17 protein-coding genes are annotated in these 19,724 nt (G+C 44.1%); 10 read left to right on the forward strand and 7 right to left on the reverse strand.

Annotated features, from left to right (window positions below; all coding sequences use genetic code 11):
• Window positions 1-124 precede the first annotated feature (124 nt).
• Window positions 125-1,105, forward strand: a complete 981-nt coding sequence (locus tag AB4407_RS09050) for a TDT family transporter (protein ID WP_372120311.1) — start codon at window positions 125-127, stop codon at window positions 1,103-1,105.
• Between the two features lie 159 nt (window positions 1,106-1,264).
• Here AB4407_RS09050 and hmpA read toward each other — a convergent pair whose 3' ends face one another.
• Window positions 1,265-2,461: an NO-inducible flavohemoprotein gene (hmpA, locus tag AB4407_RS09055; RefSeq protein ID WP_372120312.1), complete on the reverse strand. Its 1,197-nt coding sequence runs from the start codon at window positions 2,459-2,461 to the stop codon at window positions 1,265-1,267.
• Window positions 2,462-2,810: 349 nt separating this feature from the next.
• On the opposite strand from hmpA, the gene norR reads away from it, so the two are divergent.
• Together norR and AB4407_RS09065 are read left to right on the forward strand one after the other, a co-directional pair.
• The gene (gene norR, locus AB4407_RS09060; protein WP_372120313.1) at window positions 2,811-4,403 is read left to right on the forward strand and encodes a nitric oxide reductase transcriptional regulator NorR; all 1,593 of its coding nucleotides are present in this window, start codon (window positions 2,811-2,813) and stop codon (window positions 4,401-4,403) included.
• An 89-nt stretch (window positions 4,404-4,492) separates the two neighbouring features.
• Window positions 4,493-4,852: a glutaredoxin gene (locus tag AB4407_RS09065; RefSeq protein ID WP_065679986.1), complete on the forward strand. Its 360-nt coding sequence runs from the start codon at window positions 4,493-4,495 to the stop codon at window positions 4,850-4,852.
• Window positions 4,853-4,959: 107 nt separating this feature from the next.
• Here AB4407_RS09065 and AB4407_RS09070 read toward each other — a convergent pair whose 3' ends face one another.
• Window positions 4,960-5,553 (reverse strand): OmpA family protein, encoded by a 594-nt coding sequence (locus AB4407_RS09070; RefSeq protein WP_372120323.1) that lies wholly within the window; start codon window positions 5,551-5,553, stop codon window positions 4,960-4,962.
• Window positions 5,554-5,824: 271 nt separating this feature from the next.
• Between AB4407_RS09070 and AB4407_RS09075 the strand changes: the two genes are divergently transcribed.
• From AB4407_RS09075 to AB4407_RS09100, 6 genes are all read left to right on the forward strand, one after another.
• Window positions 5,825-6,451 (forward strand): thioredoxin domain-containing protein, encoded by a 627-nt coding sequence (locus AB4407_RS09075; RefSeq protein WP_372120314.1) that lies wholly within the window; start codon window positions 5,825-5,827, stop codon window positions 6,449-6,451.
• A 42-nt stretch (window positions 6,452-6,493) separates the two neighbouring features.
• Window positions 6,494-6,967, forward strand: coding sequence for an FKBP-type peptidyl-prolyl cis-trans isomerase (locus AB4407_RS09080; RefSeq protein WP_012600489.1), 474 nt, complete (start codon window positions 6,494-6,496; stop codon window positions 6,965-6,967).
• A 146-nt stretch (window positions 6,968-7,113) separates the two neighbouring features.
• Window positions 7,114-7,704: a TetR/AcrR family transcriptional regulator gene (locus AB4407_RS09085; RefSeq protein WP_009845490.1), complete on the forward strand. Its 591-nt coding sequence runs from the start codon at window positions 7,114-7,116 to the stop codon at window positions 7,702-7,704.
• A 137-nt stretch (window positions 7,705-7,841) separates the two neighbouring features.
• Window positions 7,842-8,873, forward strand: coding sequence for an NADP-dependent oxidoreductase (locus AB4407_RS09090; protein WP_372120315.1), 1,032 nt, complete (start codon window positions 7,842-7,844; stop codon window positions 8,871-8,873).
• A gap of 34 nt (window positions 8,874-8,907) precedes the next feature.
• Window positions 8,908-9,528, forward strand: a complete 621-nt coding sequence (locus AB4407_RS09095; RefSeq protein WP_372120316.1) for a glutathione S-transferase family protein — start codon at window positions 8,908-8,910, stop codon at window positions 9,526-9,528.
• A gap of 151 nt (window positions 9,529-9,679) precedes the next feature.
• A complete protein-coding gene (locus AB4407_RS09100) occupies window positions 9,680-11,362 on the forward strand; it encodes an RluA family pseudouridine synthase (RefSeq protein WP_372120317.1) in 1,683 nt (560 codons plus the stop codon).
• Window positions 11,363-11,529: 167 nt separating this feature from the next.
• Here AB4407_RS09100 and AB4407_RS09105 read toward each other — a convergent pair whose 3' ends face one another.
• The 3 genes from AB4407_RS09105 to AB4407_RS09115 form a co-directional block, all read right to left on the reverse strand.
• Window positions 11,530-11,823 carry a YkgJ family cysteine cluster protein gene (locus tag AB4407_RS09105; RefSeq protein WP_372120318.1) on the reverse strand — a complete coding sequence of 98 codons (294 nt, stop codon included), beginning with the start codon at window positions 11,821-11,823 and terminating at the stop codon, window positions 11,530-11,532.
• A 165-nt stretch (window positions 11,824-11,988) separates the two neighbouring features.
• Window positions 11,989-13,173, reverse strand: coding sequence for a serine hydrolase (locus tag AB4407_RS09110; RefSeq protein WP_372120319.1), 1,185 nt, complete (start codon window positions 13,171-13,173; stop codon window positions 11,989-11,991).
• A gap of 172 nt (window positions 13,174-13,345) precedes the next feature.
• Window positions 13,346-13,942 carry a DUF4136 domain-containing protein gene (locus AB4407_RS09115; RefSeq protein WP_372120320.1) on the reverse strand — a complete coding sequence of 199 codons (597 nt, stop codon included), beginning with the start codon at window positions 13,940-13,942 and terminating at the stop codon, window positions 13,346-13,348.
• Window positions 13,943-14,210: 268 nt separating this feature from the next.
• Here AB4407_RS09115 and AB4407_RS09120 point away from each other — a divergent pair, with 268 nt between their 5' ends.
• The gene (locus AB4407_RS09120; RefSeq protein WP_009845500.1) at window positions 14,211-14,465 is read left to right on the forward strand and encodes a YgjV family protein; all 255 of its coding nucleotides are present in this window, start codon (window positions 14,211-14,213) and stop codon (window positions 14,463-14,465) included.
• Window positions 14,466-14,555: 90 nt separating this feature from the next.
• Here AB4407_RS09120 and AB4407_RS09125 read toward each other — a convergent pair whose 3' ends face one another.
• Window positions 14,556-16,019, reverse strand: coding sequence for a diguanylate cyclase domain-containing protein (locus AB4407_RS09125; protein ID WP_372120321.1), 1,464 nt, complete (start codon window positions 16,017-16,019; stop codon window positions 14,556-14,558).
• Between the two features lie 290 nt (window positions 16,020-16,309).
• Complete coding sequence (locus tag AB4407_RS09130; protein WP_372120322.1) at window positions 16,310-19,477, reverse strand: chitinase C-terminal domain-containing protein; 3,168 nt, start codon at window positions 19,475-19,477, stop codon at window positions 16,310-16,312.
• Window positions 19,478-19,724: the final 247 nt, after the last annotated feature.

Consider the following 19,724-nt stretch of genomic DNA (forward strand, 5'->3'; position numbering starts at 1 on the left):
AAGCAAACGTTAAACTTGCTATTATCCACGAAATTATTTACAAGCCTAACAACACCGATTGTGAGCATGACTGAACGTTTTGATTAGAGTATACGTTCTACATTTAACTAAGTGGAGCAAGTCGTTGAACTGGAGAAGATTAACCCAAGTAAAGAATGTTCCACCGTCTCAGGCGTCTTTAGCACTTGGTGTAATTGGACTAGGACAAGCTTGGGCATTATACCTCCCGGGGGTTGGTGAGATCATTCGCCCTTACCTTGCTGCTTTCGGTGCGCTGTTATTACTGCCTGTTTTACTTCGTTATCTCACCAGCTTTAATACCTTCATCAATGACATTCGCCATCCACTTAGCGGAAGCTTAATGGCGCCGATGAGCATGGCGTTATTGATTCTATGTGACTATCTCGCCGAGATATCTCCAATAATCGCCTATCCAGTCTGGTTCTGCGCGTTGTTGTTGCATTTTACCATGATGGTGTTGTTCTTTAGTTTCCAGATCCTCAATTTCAAAATGTCGAACATTGTGCCGAGTTGGTTCCTGTATCCGGTGGGGTTAATCAGCAGTTCCTTAGCAGGTACACAGTTTGGACACACCGTTTTTTCAGAGACACTGGCGGCCACTTGTATCGGTATCTATTTCCTCATGCTGCCAGTGGTGTTGTATCGCTTGGTGTTCGAAGGAAACCTGCCACGCCGAGCAAGACCAACACTCGCAATCATGGCGGCTCCGGTTAACTTATCTTTAGCCGCTTACTTGGTGAACTTCGACAACCCAGATCCGATTCTGACAGGAGCATTGGCTGGCATTGCTATCACCATGACTCTATTGATTTACTTATGTTACATCCGTCTAATGCGTCTGAAGTTCCAACCTTCGATTGCAGCCGTCACCTTCCCGTCCGTGATCAGCGCCATTGCTATGCACCGCTTAACCACATTTTTCGGTGCTGAATACCCACAATGGTATTGGCTGCATAAATTCGGCTTCTTTGAATTAACCATCGCGACTATCTTGGTGATTTGGGTTGCTGGCGGCTATGTGAAAATGTACTGGCCTGAGTTTTTTGATTCTGATCACATGTTCAAAAAGGTTAAGCGTTCCTAAATCGACCGCCAGAAGACCTTACCTTGCTTACTCCAATATCCAATATCCAATTATCGCTCGCTGGATAAACCAAACGAAAAAAGGCCTCACAATGTGAGACCTTTGAATTGGCAAGGTGTTAATAGTTCAGGCTAGTGTCAATAGAACTGTCGAGAGCTATTAGAAATTAGCGTGAGGACCAAAGACTTCGTAGTGGACGCGAGAACGGTCGACTTTAAGTGCATCTAGCTGTTCTACGATGTTCTTCATGAAGCCAACAGGGCCACAAATGTAAAAATCGCTCTCTTCAAAGCCGTTGGTGTCAGAGATAGATGCTAGATCCATTTGACCTTGATGTGTGTTCTCACACGCAGATTCGCCTTTGTTCATGTACCACGTTTTCGCTTCCCAACCTTTATCGGCAACAATATCTTTAACGCGAGTCATGAAAGAGTGTTGACCTACATTTTCACAAGCGTGAAGGTACAGTACAGGTTCGTTTTTCTGCTCGATGTTTAAGAACTCAAGCATTGATTGCATTGGTGTTACACCCACACCTGCAGAGATGAGCGTTACTGGCTTGCTACGCTCTTGATACATGAAGTCACCCGCTGGTGCGTATAGGCTAACTTCATCACCAACAGCAACCGTATCGTGTAGGTGGTTAGATACAACGCCTTGTGTCTCTTGGCCTTGGCCTTCACGTTTAACAGAGATGCGGTATTGCTTACCGTTTGGCTTGTCTGATAGTGAGTATTGACGGATCTCGCTGTACTGAGCACCTTCAGGTTTCACTTCGATACCAATATATTGTCCTGGTGTATAATCCAGAACGTCACCGCCATCTTTTGGTTGTAGAATGAAGCTTGTTACTAATGCTGATTCTTCAATTTTATCTGCAATTACGAATGCACGTGCAGCTTCCCAACCACCAACAGCTTGCTTGCGCTGTAGGTAAAGTTCAGCTTCACGGTCGATGAATACTTGCGCTAAGAATAGGTAAGCCGCAGTCCACGCTTCTTCTACTTCTGGTGTGAATGCATCAGCAGCTAATTCACGCAGTGTTTCAATTAGATGAAGACCAACGATTTGGTAATGGTCTGGTTGAATATTAAAGCTTGTGTGTTTCTGTGCAATACGCTCAACCGCTGAGGTTAACGCTGCTAGATTTTCGATGTTCTTTGCATAAGCCGCGATAGCTTCAAACAGTGCGACACCTTGGCGACCTGTTCTTTGGTGAGTCATATTGAAGATATCTTTCAATTCAGGGTTATGCGTGAACATGCGTTGATAGAAGTGTTGAGTTAAAGCAGGGCCTGCGCTTTCTAAAAGAGGAATCGTCGATTTGATGATGTTGATATGTAGATTGTTTAGCATTGGTTTACTCCGAACACTTAGTCTTTTGACCTTTCATGTCAAATTGACTAATTTTATTTAAAGATGACTTTATATTAATTCTTTCTCAATGCGCTCTTTGGCTACTATTTTTATGAGAATTACGTGGACTGATAAATTCGTATTCATTGATTAAAATCAATGATAGGTCAGATATTCAGTCATATAGACAACACGCAATGGACACATTGCACAAACGGTGCCAACATGCGAAAGCTTGTTGTGCCTAGCATCCCTTCAAAAACCCTCTTCAAACTTTAGTCAAAAAGACCTTTTTTCTATGTCATAAAGACTCTACCATGTATGAAAATACAAACAGTATGAGCCCTTTATGCAAGATATCTCAGTATCCACTCTCATGGAAATGACCATTGGTTTAGCCAGCGGTGTGAACGATCAAGACCGTTTCAATCGCTTAATCGATGCCATTCGTAAAACCATAACGTGTGATTGTGTCGCGCTTTTAAGCCTTCAAGGCGACACGCTAGTACCCATCGCAATGCAAGGGCTCAGTCGAGATACATTCGGTCGCCGCTTTATAATTTCAGAGCATCCACGTTTTGATGCGATTTGTGCATCGCGTTCTCCAGTTCGTTTTGATGCGGATAGCTCATTGCCTGATCCTTTCGATGGCTTACTGATCGACCACGACGGCGATTTGCCCATGCATGCCTGTATGGGTTTGCCTCTTCTTTTTGGTGACAAATTGTTAGGGGTACTAACCCTCGACAGCCTAAAACCTGATGTCTTCGCGAATATTCCTGCTCGGAACCTAGAAGTTCTCGCTGCAATTGCTGCCTCTACGATGCAAATGGCGATGACTTTCTCGCAACTGGAACATCAAGCCAAACAGTCTAAGCAACTATTAGAAGAGTTGAACGTGGAAGCGTGGGAACGTGACGGCGGTGAATTGATTGGTAATAGTGACACCATGGTCGCGCTTAAAAACGATATCGCGGTTGTCGCACCCTCTGAATTTAATATTCTGATTCATGGTGATACAGGTGTTGGTAAAGAGCTCGTTGCTCGAACCCTGCACCACCAATCGCAGCGTAAGCGTAATCCGCTGGTCTACGTGAACTGTGCTGCTATTCCTGAGAACTTGGTAGAGAGTGAACTATTTGGTCACGTTCGTGGCGCATTTACTGGCGCAGACAAAAACCGCTTAGGTAAATTTGCTTTAGCCGATGGCGGCACACTGTTCTTAGATGAAATTGGTGAATTGCCTTTGGCTGCGCAAAGTAAGCTATTGCGTGCACTGCAAAACAACGAAATCCAACCTGTAGGCCAAGACAATATTCAAACTATTGATGTTCGTGTTTTAGCTGCAACCAACCGAGACTTAAAGCAAGAAGTTGAAGACGGTCGATTCAGAGCCGATTTATACCACCGATTGAGTGTGTACCCTATCGCAGTGCCAGCTCTGAAAGACCGAGGTGACGACATCAGCTTGCTAGCAGGCTTCTTCCTAGAACAGGCACGTCGTAAACTTGGTATCAACCAAGTTAAATTCCGCTCTGATGTACTGGTATTTTTAAACCGTTACAGTTGGCCAGGTAACGTACGTGAGCTTGAGCACGTGATTAGCCGTTCAGCACTAAAAGCATTAGCTCGTAGCACCAACAAAAACCTCGTGACGATTACCAAAGAAGATTGTGGCCCACTCGACCAAGATCAACCTATAGCGACGACACAGGTAAAAAACACACCTTTATCAACACCAACGATCGACCTATCTGCAGGTTTACGTGGCGCTACCGATGATTTTCAACGCAGCATCATCACTGAGGTGTTGGAAGATGCCAACTTTAACTGGGCGCAAGCAGGGCGAGTTCTGAAAACAGACCGAGCAAACCTGACTCGACTGTCCAAACGTTTGGGGCTAAATGTGGCGAAGTCTCACACGATCGAACGGACAAAATAGATATTAGCGGTTTGTTGCGAGCATCTGACAAAACTTGTGTATATAATGCTGCAAATTGTAACGCTAATTTTAAATATGTAGAGAGAATTATGAAGTTTATCCGTTGGTTCTTAGGTCGCGTCATCTTGCTATTAAATTTTGTTTTCAGCCCACGTGGTGTGAAGCGTTCTCAAGAAGAGCAAAGCAAAGTAAATGAACAAGCAAAAACGCACACGTTGTACCAATTCGAAGCATGTCCATTTTGTGTGAAAGTACGACGCTCGATGAAACGTCAGTCTGTTCAGTTTGAACTTCGTGATGCAAAAAACAACGAACAACACCGTGCAGAGCTTGAAGCTGGCGGCGGTCGTGTGAAAGTGCCTTGTCTACGTATCGAGAAAGACGGTAAAACTGAGTGGATGTACGAATCTTCGGATATCGTATCTTACTTAGAAAAACAGTTCGCATAAGCGGAAAAAGCAACACAAGCTAAATACAAAAAATCCCTCTTCATGAGGGATTTTTTATGTCTGTAATCGATACACTCTTTCGATTCAAAGAATCAAGCTTCTCGCATCTATTTCGCCACAATCAGCATCAACTCTACACGGCGGTTACAGGCTTTACCTTGCGGCGAAGCGTTGTTACACGCGGGAACGTACTCACCGAAACCACGGGTGTAAATAGCACGACTCGAAACATAGTTACTTTCTAAGCGAGCTTTCACTTCTTTTGCGCGCTGTTCAGAGAGCGGATCATTAACACGATCACTGCCTGTATTATCCGTGTGTCCTTCAATGACGACATCAATGTCTTGGCGTCGAGAAAGATAGCTGCCTAACGTATCCAACCAATTGTTGTAAGCGGGTTCAGGAGATGTCGAACCTGTTTTAAAGTTCACATGTTGTACAAGCTTTACCATCACATGATTGCCAGGTAAAACTTCAAAATCGATACGGTTTTGTCTTAAAAAGACTTCCAGTGGGTCATTGCTCGATACACCACGTCCGTAATTAGTGGTAATGGTTCCTTGTTGATGAGTGGTTTGAACCACACCCCATTCAGGATACATAATGTCGTAATCAGTTTTCGGTGCAGTTTGTAACATATCCTCACCGAGTAACCCTGTTGGTAACGTAGTTTCGCACCCAGCCAAAGCTATGCTTAACATTATCGCTAAATATCTCATTACTTCACCAACCACTTATGCAGATAAACCATTCACTAATGTCTATATCGGCACTGAGAGAAAAACTTTAGATAAAAACTTTATACGAAAAGAAAGCGCATCCCAAAAAAGTGCTTTTGATCACAGTTAATCGTCAAGTCGCCTGCCATCACCCACGAGTTCCAATTGTTTGCATTTATTTACCTTATAATTGTTTTCCAATTCGTACTAAATAGTTAGAATCTCACGACTTCTCAACGCTAGAGCAAACATTATGTTTAAACCATTTACTAAATTCATCACAGCACTCGCTGCCGTACTGATTATCGCGGGTTGTAGTGAAACAGACGAGCCACAGAAAGGCGTTCAATACGAAGCGCTGCCTACTGCTCTAACTGAATTTAACCTGTCTCCGATCACTGAAATCTTCTCTCTAAATTGTGGTCACTGCCGTCAAATGGAAAGTGCAATTCCAGAGATCGAATCTCTAACGAACCAAACGATTGGCAAGATGCACGTTACGTTCAATGAAAGTGCTCAAATCAGCGCTATGATCTACTACACAGCAGTAATGCAACTTAGCGCGACACCTGACCACGCGTTCATGGACGACCTATTTGGTGCAGTTCAAATGGGTGCAGACGCAACACCTGAACAACGTCAACAAGCTCTAGAGACTGCGTTCACTTCTCGTGGTCTGGTTAGCCCATACCAACTGAACAAAGAACAACAAGTCGCTCTATTTGACTACGTAAAGAAAGCAGAAGAAATCTCAGTTAAAGGTCAAATCAACTCTGTACCAACATTTATCATCAACGGTAAATACCAAGTACTGACAGCAGGTCACCAAGATGTTCAAGGTATCGCAAAAACGATCAACTACCTTTTGACTCAGCCATAACGGCTTTTCTCTATAAAGAATCAACAATAAATAGGTTTTACTATGTCTAAATTTATCATCCCGGTCATTGTCTTCATTTTGGCTGGCTTCATGATCTACCGCACTTGGATGAACCATAAATCTGGCGAAGAAAATATCGAACAAGGCCAACAATTCCTTATCGAAAACGGCGCTAAAGAAGGGGTTGTTACGACTGAAAGTGGTCTTCAATACCTAGTTCTTGAAGAAGGTACTGGTACAGAGCACCCAACTAAGAACAGCAAAGTAACGGTTCATTACCACGGTACACTTATCGACGGCACTGTTTTCGACAGCTCTGTTGATCGTGGTGAGCCAATCTCATTTGCTCTTAAACAAGTGATAAAAGGCTGGCAAGAAGGTTTGACTTACATGGTCGAAGGCCAAAAAGTTCGCCTGTTTATCCCAAGCCAATTGGCTTACGGTAAAGGTGGTTCAGGCCCTATCCCACCATCAGCAACTTTGATTTTTGATGTTGAGTTAATCTCTATCAAATAATTGAAGAGACTGATTTAAGCCCTAACATACGAGCTATGTTGGGGCTTTTTTATCTCTGAATATTTGAAGCCACTTTTGTAACGACGGAATATACCTCAAAAAGCCGAAGACTAGACGACTGGTCTAATTTAACTTATAGTAAGCCCATGAACGATAAAACGAACGACACACGCCTGCATGTTTTAGATGTTGGCTACCAATTAATAGTGAACAACGGCTTTAACGGCGTTGGCTTATCGCAATTGCTTAAAGAAGCGGATGTTCCAAAAGGATCGTTTTACCACTACTTTAAATCTAAAGAGCAATTTGGCGAGGCTCTGATCCAGCACTATTTTGAGACCTACATCAGCAGAGTTGAAACTATTTTGGTTCATGGTGAAGGCAACCATTACCAGAGAATTATCAGTTATTTCACTCGATGGTCACAGATTGAAAACGGTACTTGTAACGCTCATAAATGCTTAGTCGTTAAGCTCAGCGCCGAAGTTTCTGATCTTTCTGATCCTATGCGCCAAGCGCTATTGAAAGGTGCTGAGAAAGTGACGCATACCATCGAGCAGTGCATTGTCGGTGGTATTGATGATGGCTCGATAAAGGTTGAAGAGAGCCAAGAAACCGCTCAAAATCTATATTCTATGTGGTTAGGCGCAAGCTTATTAAGCAAACTAAGCCAGAGTTCACGTAGCTTAGAATCAGCTTTAAACCTAACCCAACAGATTTTAAAAGGTAAAAACTAACCACGTACTGTGTTTAGTCTTTACTAACGAAAGATAACCCGCCCTCTTATCATTTGATGACGGCGGGATTTTTAGACAACAAGACTAGACGACTGGTCTAATTCTAAATAAACATAATATAAAATTAAGGATACCCAATGACTCAACAAGACAATCGCCGCATCGTATTGGCTTCTCGCCCAGTAGGCGCACCGACTCAAGATAACTTCCGTTTGGAGACAGTAGCCGCACCAACAATTAAAGACGGCGAGATGTTACTTCGCTCAGTTTACCTTTCTCTCGACCCATACATGCGTGGCCGAATGAGCGATGCAAAATCTTACGCTGATCCAGTTGCGATTGATGAAGTAATGGTTGGTGCAACCGTGTGTCAGGTTGAAGAGTCAAACAACAGCGATTATGAAGTTGGCGAATGGGTACTGGCTTACACCGGTTGGCAAGATCTTGGTGTGTCTGATGGTGAAGGCCTAATCAAACTAGGTAAAGAGCCAACACACCCTTCTTACGCACTAGGCATCATGGGTATGCCAGGCTTTACTGCGTACATGGGCTTACTTGATATCGGCCAACCTAAAGAAGGCGACACGTTAGTCGTTGCGGCTGCAACAGGTGCAGTAGGCGCAACCGTTGGCCAAATCGGCAAACTAAAAGGCTGTCGCGTCATTGGCGTTGCAGGCGGTCAAGAGAAATGTCAGTACGCGAAAGAAGTGCTTGGTTTTGATGAATGTATCGACCACAAAGCCGACGACTTCGCGGAGCAACTGGCTAAAGCATGTAGCAACGGCATCGACGTTTATTTTGAAAACGTTGGCGGCAAGGTGTTCGATGCGGTAATGCCGCTTCTAAACACAGGCGCTCGTATACCTGTTTGTGGCCTTATCTCTCAATACAACGCGACATCACTTCCTGAAGGTCCAGATCGCATGTCTAGCCTAATGGGTACTCTGCTAGTTAAGCGCATCAAGATGCAAGGATTCATCATCTTTGATGACTACGCGCCCCGTTACAACGAGTTTGCAACTCAAATGACAGAATGGTTGTCTCAAGGCAAGATGCATTACCGTGAGCACCTAGTTGAAGGCCTAGACGAGGCGCCACAAGCATTCATGGGTCTATTGGAAGGCCAAAACTTCGGTAAGCTTGTTATCAAAACAAACGAAGCTAAATAAATTCAAAAACTGAACCAGTTAACTAGGTAAAATCATGATTACTTTGCATCACCTAAACAAATCTCGCTCAAAACGCATCATCTGGCTACTCGAAGAGCTTGGAGTAGATTACCAAATCAAACCATACCAACGAGACAGTGTAACGTTTCTAGCGCCACCAGAATTGAAGTCTGTTCACCCTCTTGGTAAATCTCCAGTCATTGAAGACGATGGTGTTGTTATCAGCGAATCTGGTGCTATCACCGAGTACCTAATCGACAAATACGGTCAAGGTAAGTTCGCACCAGTGCGCGGCACCGCTGACTACGTGGAATACTCACAGTGGCTTCACTTCGCTGAAAGCTCTGGTATTCTGCCAATGCTACTTAAGATCTTCGTGATGAAAGACGGCTGTGAAACTAACTTTCTAGGCGGTTATGCAGACGATGAAAACCAAAAGATCTTAACTTACGTGAATAATGCACTTGAAGGTAAAACTTACCTTGTTGCTGATACTCTAACAGGTGCCGATTTTATGATGTCGTTCATCGTAGAAATCGTTGGTAATTTTGGTGCGACTGCGCTCTACCCGAACATCGCTAAATACGGTGAGCTTTTAACGAGCCACCCAGCTTACCAAAAAGCAGAGCAACTGGAGCTAGAACACTCGAACTGATCGAGTTTCAATCAAGCTCGTGCGCGCTTAGGATAAGCACAAGCAACTAAATGAAGCCAAAGCCGATTTATCTTCCGCTTTGGCTTCTCATTTGCCTTCATTTCGACAACAATACCGAACTCTAACTGAACAGCCATAGAGTTTGATTTTCATGTCAGCAAACCTTGCTCAATACACATCACTGCACGCTTTAAACCAACCAGCGAACCAAGACTTATCGCTACCCACTCGGTTTACGTTTCCGTATTACTATACTCCGCACCCAATGTGTGAGTTAGCAATGCAGCAGCTTCAACAGTCATTACTCGACTGTGGTATGAATGAAACCTCGCAAGGCAACCTCTATGCAGTACTTCTTGTTCAGGATCCAACAACTCAAGAGCTAGGCTACCTTTCTGCGTTTTCAGGTTTGCAGTTAGATCTGTCTTTGGAACCTCAGCTATCGAGTATAGCCTTTGTTCCTTCTGCTTTTGATAAGCAGCAGTTTGAAGAACTCAACACGCAAGGCCTAACCCAACAAGCAACATTAGCGAACGACATTGCGAACCTCGAACAAACGCAAAACTTAGACGCATTATTGACTGAACTTGAAGAGTTAAAAATAGAATCAGCACAATCTACCGAAGCCTTTCAATTAGCCATGGCAGCAAACAAAGCTCAGCGTAACGAACTCAGAGAACAAGCCAATCAACAAAAGGCATTGGGGAATCTTGATTCAGCCGCTGACCTGCTTAAACAATTAGGCAATCAAAGCAGCCAAGAGAAACGCGACTTAAAAACACTTAGAATCGAGTGGAAACAAAAGATCGCAAAACGCCAGTCGCAAGTTGATGCTATCGAAAGCGAACTCAAGAGCCGCAAGCAAGAGTACCAAGCGATCTCAGCCGAATTAGAAGCGCAACGTTTGTCTCATTATCGCTTTATCAACCAAGCTCTCGAATCAAAGAACCTGCTTGAATTGTTAGATGGCAAAAACGCTCTTGAAGGCTCTGGCGACTGCTGCCTGCCTAAGCTGCTAAATTTTGCTTTTGAACACGGCTTTAAACCATTAGCTTTATCTGAATTTTGGTGGGGATTGCCGCCAACAGATATCATTCGACAACACGGAAACCTTTACCCTGTTTGCCAAAGTAAAAGTTTCGAGATACTCGACCACCAGCTAAGCGGAATTGAGTTAGAAGATAATCCGCTTATCGTGAACCCTGCGGTGGGTAAATCGTTTGATATTGTTTATGAAGACGAAGAGATCGTTGTAGTGAATAAGCCCGAGGAGTTCTTGTCTGTTCCGGGTAAGTTCATTGAAGACTCGGTTTACACACGTATTAAAGCGCGTTACCCCGATGCAACAGGGCCTTTGATCATCCATAGATTAGACATGTCGACGTCAGGCTTATTGATCTTGGCGCTCACGGCAGAATCAAACAAACACATTCAGAAGCAATTCATTGATAGAACAGTCGATAAACGTTACACCGCTCTGCTTGATGGCGAAATCCACGGTAAATCTGGCGATATTAGCTTGCCCTTGCGCGGTGACATCACAGACAGACCAAGACAGTTAGTTTGCCATGATCACGGACGCAACGCTGAAACACATTGGCAAACCGTCAGCACTAACAACGGCAAAACCAAGGTTCACTTGTACCCTAAAACAGGCCGTACTCACCAGCTGCGTGTTCACTGTGCTCATCCACGAGGTCTTGGTGTTCCGATTCGTGGTGACGACCTTTATGGCTACAAGCGCGAACGTCTACATCTTCATGCGGGCTACCTTAAACTGGTTCACCCAACAACTGGCGAGTGGATCGAGTTTGAAGTGCCTTCTGAGTTTTAAGCTGTTCTTATCCTGCTAAAACTATTACCGCACTAAAATTTTTGTCTCGTTAAACGCATCAGGGTTCTAAATCTGCTTGAGATATAGAACCCTGAAATTTAATTTTTTAATGTGCTTATCACAGCTCGGTTGCGTACTTTCGCTACTAACGTCAATGTTGCAGACACTTAGCCCATCACATCTTTGCGCTGGTCAACGCATTCGAAAGAGCCCATTTCGAACTCACGGCAGATCCATGGCCGATTTTCGTAGATGGTACACATCAACGTTTCCCTATCTACCGCTGAACACCAACCATCATCTAGACGTTTCATGGTTTCACCGCCCCATTCGTCGTAAGCGATATGCTCTTCTGGAACCCCAGTGTCTGTGATGATCATAACCTCTAAACGACAACAGCACGCCTGACAATTGGCACAAGTTACTTCAGGTTCGGTGATGTTCTTTATCTTTATGGTCATAAGTGACTACACTGCTAAATTTTGCGTATAGTAATCGAAACCGCTCTCCACGGCTAATAAAGAAAACAGCCAACACTGTTTTCGGGCTGACAAAATTAAAAACGGGCGTTGTGATTGACTCACAACACCCGTTAGATTTCTCATTTAGCTAGCTAGAAGCACTATCTAGAATAGACTCGCGAAGAACAACTTAACGTAATCCATTAAACGCTTGAACAACCCGCCCTGCTCGACCGCTTCAAGCGCAATCAAAGGTTGAGTTTGAACATCTTCGCCATCGACTGTGTAGTGAACCACACCTAAAGTTTGCCCTTCAGCAATCGGCGCTTTCAGTTCAGAGCTCAACTCGATAGACGCGGTCAGCTTTTTACTGTCTGACTTAGGCAAAGTGATAAACGTATCTTCAGCAACACCAAGCTTCAATGTTTCTTGATCACCAAACCACACCTTCTCTTCTGCTACTTGATCGCCGCCTTGATGCGGGTTTAGCGTATCGAAGAAGCGGAAGCCGTAGCTCAATAGCTGTTTACTGTCTGACTCACGACTCTTAACGCTCGATGCACCCATAACCACCGCGATAAGTCTCATTTCACCTTGTGTCGCCGAGCTCGCTAAACTGTAACCAGCGCCAGATGTGTAGCCTGTCTTCATACCATCAACGGTTAAGCTTCTATCACGAAGCAAGCCGTTACGGTTGTGTTGTGTGATGCCGTTATAGCTAAAAGAGCGTTCACTGTATAAGCCATACACATCAGGAAGATCTTTAATAATCGCTCGGCCAAGCAACGCGATATCATAAGGAGTCGAATAGAGGTCTTCGGCGTCTAGACCGTGTGCGTTAGCGAAATGGGTATTTTCCAATTTCAGAGAGGTCGCCCAAGAGTTCATCAAATCTACAAAAGCATCTTGTGAACCAGCTACGTGCTCGGCAATCGCAACACTCGCATCGTTGCCTGATTGAATGATCAAACCGCGATACAGATCCATCATCGCCACATCAGTATTCACTTCAATGAACATCTTTGAAGAGTCCGGGAAGTTCTTCGCCCATGCGTTTTCACTGATACGAACTTGGTCGTCCGCAGAGATGTTGCCTCGCTTCATCTCTTGGCCAGCAACATAACTGGTCATCAGCTTGGTTAAGCTTGCTGGGTTTAACTTAGTGTGTGCATTGTTTTCGACAAGCACATCACCAGAATTGAAGTCGATTAACACATACCCTTTCGCACCTAAGCTAGGTGGAGTTGGTACGATAGAAGGTGCTGCGACGGCGGCATTACTAACCATCGCGGCGTTACTTACAATGAATATACTTAATAGAGGGAGAGAGTATTTGGAGAACAGTTTCATTGAATCAAACCTAAGTTAACGTTTTGTCCAGTATAGACAAATGCTAGCAAAAGAAGCGCGAACTTTACGTTGCTTTACGCAAATGTACCTTTAGTTACAAATAAAAAAGTATAATCTGCGTTCTGTCCGTTTTTTAGACAGATAATATTGACTCAATGAATATATTAAATAATTAGTTTAAGCGCTCGGGCATGCGTCTAAATAGCATCTCTACAAAGCCTGAAATGCGTTGTTTGCTTTCGCCAGATTCCAGTTGTGGTTGAATACCAGACTGCGCCAGTGCCCGCCACTGTATCACTTCTGAATTCGGCACCGAGAACACAATGTACAGTGAACCTTTTTCGGCCAATTTACCTTTGCCATCATAGAATGGAACACCAGTAGAAAGCTGAACCGCATCAAAAATCGAATTATCATTGAGCTCTGATTCTTCAGCTAGGCCGAAACCAACCACCACATCGCCAATACCGCTTCCCTGCTCTAAGCTATATCCTTTCGCAGACAGCTGATCTTCAATCGCGTCACGTACCATATCGGTCACTACAGTTTCATCGTATTTTTGCGAAAGGTATACCTGTTCCGATTCCGGGTGCCACGAGTATGTCTTCACCCCATTTTTCATGAACTCGAAGTCACCACTGGTCACCACACCATAGTCATATACTGTTGGCTGTTCTTGTGTCGTACAAGCGGTCAGTCCAACTGCCATTAACACCAATAGAGCGGCTTTTTTTATGCTTTTTGTTGCACAAATAGAACGTTTTATCATTCGTGGCGTCCTTTCCTATACAAGAATAACTATCAATTTAACCTTCAACATAAACAGTAATTATATTAACAGAAAGATCATTAAACGTTTGCGTAATCGCTAACCTTCACTTCTACTCATTTTGGGGGTTTATTCACAGAAATTGACTCGGTATAGTAAACTTAGTTAAACATAACCAAACCATTCGGGGCATGGAGCTTCCTCAACCATCTCATGAAGAGAAGAATTGGTACCGATAAAGTATCGGCAAATTTAAGAGGGTCACACAATGGAATTCAATATGGTTGAAATTTTAGGTTACGCGGCATCTATTATGGTCGCAATTTCATTAACAATGAAAGATATCGTGCGTCTGCGTGTCCTTAACTTTGTTGGCTGCACCCTATTCACAGCCTACGGCGTTATGATTGACGCATGGCCAGTGGTTGCTACCAACGGTTTCATCGCTTGTGTGAACATCTACTTCCTGGCAAAAATGCAAAAGGAAAAAAAAAATGAAGCGATGAAAGCAGCAAAAGCTTAAATTAGCGATTAGCACTTTCAAACAAATCTAAAAAAGCCCAAATAGAACCTTCTATTTGGGCTTTTTCATGCTTATCCGTTTTAGAAAACCTCAATTGCAGGCTATACCATATTGACTCTCTCTGTATACCTGAGTGTTATTGCGCCCATTCTCTTTGGCTTGATAAAGTGCTTTGTCAGCTTGGTCTATCGTCCCTTCTATGTGGAACAACGCATGTGCGTAACGACACCCGACACTGACCGTTACAGGTAACTCTAATCCCTCAATTTTTTCGACGCTACGTCTCAGCTCTTCCGACAATTCGTACAATTGATTTTCGTCGCAATCAAAAGTCACAAAAACAAATTCCTCGCCGCCATAGCGAGCAATTAGACGATTTTCATTTGCAAACTGTTTCAATACTTTTGCAACGGAGCAGATCACCCTATCGCCTTCAGCATGCCCGTGTAGATCATTTACCGATTTAAAATGGTCAATATCTAGAAGAATTATACCAACATCTTTTAGAGGATAAGGCGAACACTCTAAAATTCTCATCTTGACCTGGGAAATGAAGTCTCGCCGATTACTCAACCCAGTAAGATAATCTAAGCTAGCTACATCTAGGATCTTTAAATGACGATGCCTTAGATAAAGCACCAAAACGGTTATGATACTAAGCAAACTGATAACCAAGGTCATCAGACTCACCAGCAATAAACTGTGGTTTCTGTTGAGCTCTTGCTCCAAGACTCCAGCCGAAATGATCCAATTCAAATATGGGTAGAACTTATAGAAAATATTTTTACTTGTTGTGCCGTTTTCATCTGAAACAGAGTAACTAAAATGCCCTTCAGGCGCAGCACCTACCTTGTCGATGAGCAACTCTGATGAATTGCCAATTAAGGCTTTCAAATGCTCATGTTCAAAATTGGGTTGGAGGACCAGTTCACCCTGTAAATCAACGATATATACATAGCCGCTATCGCCATATGAATACTTTCTGAGCTTATCTTTAAGCGCTTCGATGTCGACCAAGTACATGAGTTCGTCTTTATAGGTCGTCGCCACCAAGGTGTTTCCACTCGGAAGTCTTACTGAATAGGCCACCTTAGCGCGCTTGCCGACTTCATGTGGGTTAGCATGAGAGTACTGGGTCATTCCTGACTTTAAACTTAGCTGTTGTTGGATATGGGTTAGGTGCGCACGATTTTGCCCTTGTAAAAACGGGTGATACAGGTGGACACCTTGAGGTGACATCAAATAGATATAGCCAGACTCGCCAATAACCAACTCATTGGCAATTCGACTGATATCTTTGACTTCTTTGTCTGGAGTAAGACGTAGCGTGTGAGAAGCAACCGTATCAGTTACTCCTTTAAGATAGGTTTTTATTGCTTCATTAACTGTGGTGTCTACGATGTCGTAGCTTGCGTTCACAATCGTTCGAAAAAAGAATTGGTTAGATTCTAAAAGTGATTCTTTGGTCCGATTCAATTGGATCGCAGAGAGGACCAGAGATACGAGTGCCAACACAATGGAAAAATTGAGGATATATTTACGTCTGACTTTCAAAATCACCTCATATTATTCTAATTTTGGGCTACGCATTTTTATAATAAGTGGCTTATTTATATCATGTTTATCTTTTTTACTGAACGAGAGTCGATATTTTGTGGTGTTTCTATGTACGTTCTGTGACTTATAGCAAAAACGCCGAACTGAATTCAGTTCGGCGTTTTAATCAGATGTTTAAGTTATTCACTTAAACCTGACTAACTTGTTGATAGATTGACTTTAGTGCATTCGTATTTATAGCCTATTAATACGAACTGCTGTCTGAAAGTGGATGACTTAACATTAGGTTAAGAACACACTTTAGTCCAACTGCCGTCACTACCTGGCTCTGCACTTGTCCACCAATTTGCCTTGTAAATACTACCCTTGTGGACCACTTGGTCACCCGTATTTGCATGGCTTGGATTGCCCGCCCAATCTTTCTGAGGTAAATCAGGATAAACAACTAAACCTGCAGTATCACACGTACCTGGATTAGTACCGCCATCACCAGGGTTACCCCCACCAGAACTAATATCACCCAGTGGTAAATCAGGCTGCTCGAAGCTAAATGCATAATCGACACTATTCACATTGACTGTGTAGTTAGCAGGGCCAGAAATTGGTAAGTAATACACCATATCGAGTTCATACACACCACCAGCAGGAAGCTCTTTCCATGCAGGTAACGTAAACGCTACTCTGTGCATCGGGCCATCTAGGCCTCCAATATTATTGGCACGAGTGTGACCAGAAGCAATCACAGATAAACCACCGCCCGATTGATCTTTCGCATTATCAGGTGCTGATACTGGGATATCAAACTGGAACTCTGTTCCACCAGGAAGCGCTTGCCCTGTGTTGTTCGTGAACGTGATCTTAGGGTTAATTGGGTAGTTTTGGTCACCGACTTTGAAGCCCCCTACAGAGACCGTAATATCGAGTGCTTCCGTTGGGGTAGCACCCGTCGCTACTTTGTTTCCATATGGTGTTGCAGACTTAAACTTATCGTAGATAGCTTTCGTCATTGTGTTACCCATGTGGAACTCACCGTTACCGCTGTTACACGCTTGCTCAGTGGTATCGATTGAAGTTCGGTTACCATTCGCATCGAGTACGTAACAGTTGTAATCCCCTGCTAGTTCCCAGAACATGATGCCGCCGATTTCTTTGTCGATAACGTAGTCCGCTTTCACATCGATAGACTGTTTATCTTCCGTAGAAAGGAATACGCCCTTCTCTGCATTCCACAACCAAGGGGCAACTGCCACGCTATCGTAATTGCGCGTATAAGTGCCTCTTAGAACATCCGTTGGATCGTTCACAGGATCAAGCTTGTAAGCGTCCGCATAAGAACCCCAAATACCTTTCTCTAGGTTCTTCGCGTGCCACATTGGGTTTGAACCCGCGCCCATTTCGTTACCTTTCGGATCAGTATCGTGCCACATATTGTCGATACCAATTGCGCCATGGCCACAGTTGTTTTTCTCACCTTCACCTGTACCCGCCGCACATTCAGCTTGGTTTGGTAGTGCAGCTCGGCCCCAAAGACCATTTTCGCCACCCGTGACACCTTGCCAACCACGCGTGTAGTAAGGCACACCGATGTTAATACGACCTGCTGGCATTGAACCACGGAAGTAATGGTAAGCCCAATCTGTGTTCAGATAACCGATACCACCGTAAGCCGCAGTGCCGTAAACGTTCCACTGTGCTAACTCTGAATCTTTACCTGTATCAAACAAAGCAGCGTTATGACCAACATGATCGTTCCACGCACCGTGAAGGTCGTAAGACATGATATTTACGTAATCGAGATACTTGGTGACATCAAACGTTTCCATACCACGCAATAAGTAACCTGAAGAAGGAGCCGCGATAGTTAACATGTAATGATTACCATCTTGAGCAGACGCCACATCAAGCTTCTCACGCAGTACTTTCATCAACACTTGGTACGAAGCCCATAGGTACTGACGACGTGGTTCCATGAAGTCTTTGTCGTATGGGTTGCCAGCACCCGCCATAGAAGTTGGGTATTCGTAGTCAATATCTAGGCCATCGAACTGGTATTTACGAAGCATTTCAACCGCTGAAGTCGCGAATGTTTCGATACCTTGATGGTTGATAGAGCCATCTGCGTTGGTCGTCATGGTATAGAAACCACCATCCGCAACTCGGCTACCGTCAGTCGCAAAGTGTCCCCCCGTTTCAGCCCAACCACCAATTGAGATTAACGTTTTCACACCGTGTTTTTTCTTCGCGGTTGCAAGTGCACCGAAGTGACCTTTAAAGCCTAATGCTGGGTCAACTTCCACACCTGGCCACTCTTTACCTACAGCAGCATTATTTGGATCGTTTACATCACCCACGTTTACTTTGCCATCAGAGCCGATACTTACGAATGCGTAGTTAATGTGTGTGAGTTGTTCCCAAGGAATGTCATTAACCAAATAAGCGGCTTGTGGGTCGTCTCCTGCACGCCAGCTTGTGAAGTAGCCAATAACACGACGTGGGTGATCCGCGCCCATTTTCTCACGGCCTTCATCATCGTAAATCGTACAGTAAGGAACTTTGACACCTTGAGTTTGATACAAGCCATCAGGTCGACAAGTGCTCACCGTTGGTACGCCATTCACCGTCAAAGAAGCCAGCGCTGAATCTGCTGTCGCACCTTGATTGTCCGTTGCTCTCGCGTAAATAGATAACGTGCCGGCTTGAGTCGTTGTGTAATCTAACGTGTAAGGGCTAGTTGCAGCAGTGCCAACAAGAGAACCTGCCACATAGAAATCAACTTTATCAACCGTGCCATCACTGTCTGCTGCCGTTGCGGTAAGCGTTATCACACCACCAACATTGACAGAGGCTGCTGAAAGCGCAACCGAAGCTGTCGGCGCTTCATTTCCAGGTGTAACTGAATCGACAGAAATTGAGACCGCGCTCGCTAAGCTAGCCGCGCCTTGATTATCTGTTGCAACAACTGAAACCTGATGATTACCAGACGTAGCTGCCCAAGTCGTTTCGAAAGGTGCAGCTGTTACAACCGCGACTGAAGCACCATCAATGAAAAATTCAACCGAAGTGACGCTGCCGTCAGAATCTAGCGCCGTTGCACTCAACACCAGGTTATCGCCTGCTGTGATCAGGTCAGAGGCCGATGGAGTCGTTAACGAAGCCGTTGGTGCTTCATTTGGTGTACCTCCACCTCCATTGCCGCTACACACATCTAGCTTTTTCCACTGTGCGTAGTCACCTTCAAATTGACTTGGGTTGTTGTTCTGATTCCAGTAATTTGCTTCGTACGCGCTGCCGTCATGTGAAACCTGGTCGCCACCGATGTAAACCGTGGCAGAATCCCACGTTTCTAACGTTGAACAATCAACAGCCGCATAACTGTTGAACGCCATTAAGCATGACGCAGTGAGAGTACTGAGTGTAAAAACCTTTTTGGCCACTCTTCCTTGATTTAGGTGCATGTTCGCAGTCCCTTAAGTTGTTGTTTTAAGATATTTGAAGCAAATGACACTTTATGTCGCCACTTAAATTCTTTTGAAAAACAACTGTAGGTAACAGCGCCAATTAAACACCTAAAATATTCGTTATTTATAAAATGACTCGCATTAATTTGCTTGTAGCATGCAATGATTCGACACTTATTTTGCACCAACAACTAATATTAATTTATTTCGGAAAGCTAAAAAAATAGGTTCATCGCGGCTTTCC

It is taken from the genome of Vibrio sp. 10N.261.46.E11 (assembly GCF_041472735.1).
Taxonomy (GTDB): Bacteria; Pseudomonadota; Gammaproteobacteria; order Enterobacterales; family Vibrionaceae; genus Vibrio.

Excerpts from the sequence above, each read along its gene's own strand:
- hmpA (WP_372120312.1), bottom strand. The coding sequence starts at position 2,461 with ATGCTAAACAATCTACATATCAACATCATCAAATCGACGATTCCTCTT.
- norR (WP_372120313.1), top strand. The coding sequence starts at position 2,811 with ATGCAAGATATCTCAGTATCCACTCTCATGGAAATGACCATTGGTTTA.
- AB4407_RS09065 (WP_065679986.1), top strand. The coding sequence starts at position 4,493 with ATGAAGTTTATCCGTTGGTTCTTAGGTCGCGTCATCTTGCTATTAAAT.
- AB4407_RS09070 (WP_372120323.1), bottom strand. The coding sequence starts at position 5,553 with ATGTTAAGCATAGCTTTGGCTGGGTGCGAAACTACGTTACCAACAGGG.
- AB4407_RS09075 (WP_372120314.1), top strand. The coding sequence starts at position 5,825 with ATGTTTAAACCATTTACTAAATTCATCACAGCACTCGCTGCCGTACTG.
- AB4407_RS09080 (WP_012600489.1), top strand. The coding sequence starts at position 6,494 with ATGTCTAAATTTATCATCCCGGTCATTGTCTTCATTTTGGCTGGCTTC.
- AB4407_RS09085 (WP_009845490.1), top strand. The coding sequence starts at position 7,114 with ATGAACGATAAAACGAACGACACACGCCTGCATGTTTTAGATGTTGGC.
- AB4407_RS09090 (WP_372120315.1), top strand. The coding sequence starts at position 7,842 with ATGACTCAACAAGACAATCGCCGCATCGTATTGGCTTCTCGCCCAGTA.
- AB4407_RS09095 (WP_372120316.1), top strand. The coding sequence starts at position 8,908 with ATGATTACTTTGCATCACCTAAACAAATCTCGCTCAAAACGCATCATC.
- AB4407_RS09100 (WP_372120317.1), top strand. The coding sequence starts at position 9,680 with ATGTCAGCAAACCTTGCTCAATACACATCACTGCACGCTTTAAACCAA.
- AB4407_RS09105 (WP_372120318.1), bottom strand. The coding sequence starts at position 11,823 with ATGACCATAAAGATAAAGAACATCACCGAACCTGAAGTAACTTGTGCC.
- AB4407_RS09110 (WP_372120319.1), bottom strand. The coding sequence starts at position 13,173 with ATGAAACTGTTCTCCAAATACTCTCTCCCTCTATTAAGTATATTCATT.
- AB4407_RS09115 (WP_372120320.1), bottom strand. The coding sequence starts at position 13,942 with ATGATAAAACGTTCTATTTGTGCAACAAAAAGCATAAAAAAAGCCGCT.
- AB4407_RS09120 (WP_009845500.1), top strand. The coding sequence starts at position 14,211 with ATGGAATTCAATATGGTTGAAATTTTAGGTTACGCGGCATCTATTATG.
- AB4407_RS09130 (WP_372120322.1), bottom strand. The coding sequence starts at position 19,477 with ATGCACCTAAATCAAGGAAGAGTGGCCAAAAAGGTTTTTACACTCAGT.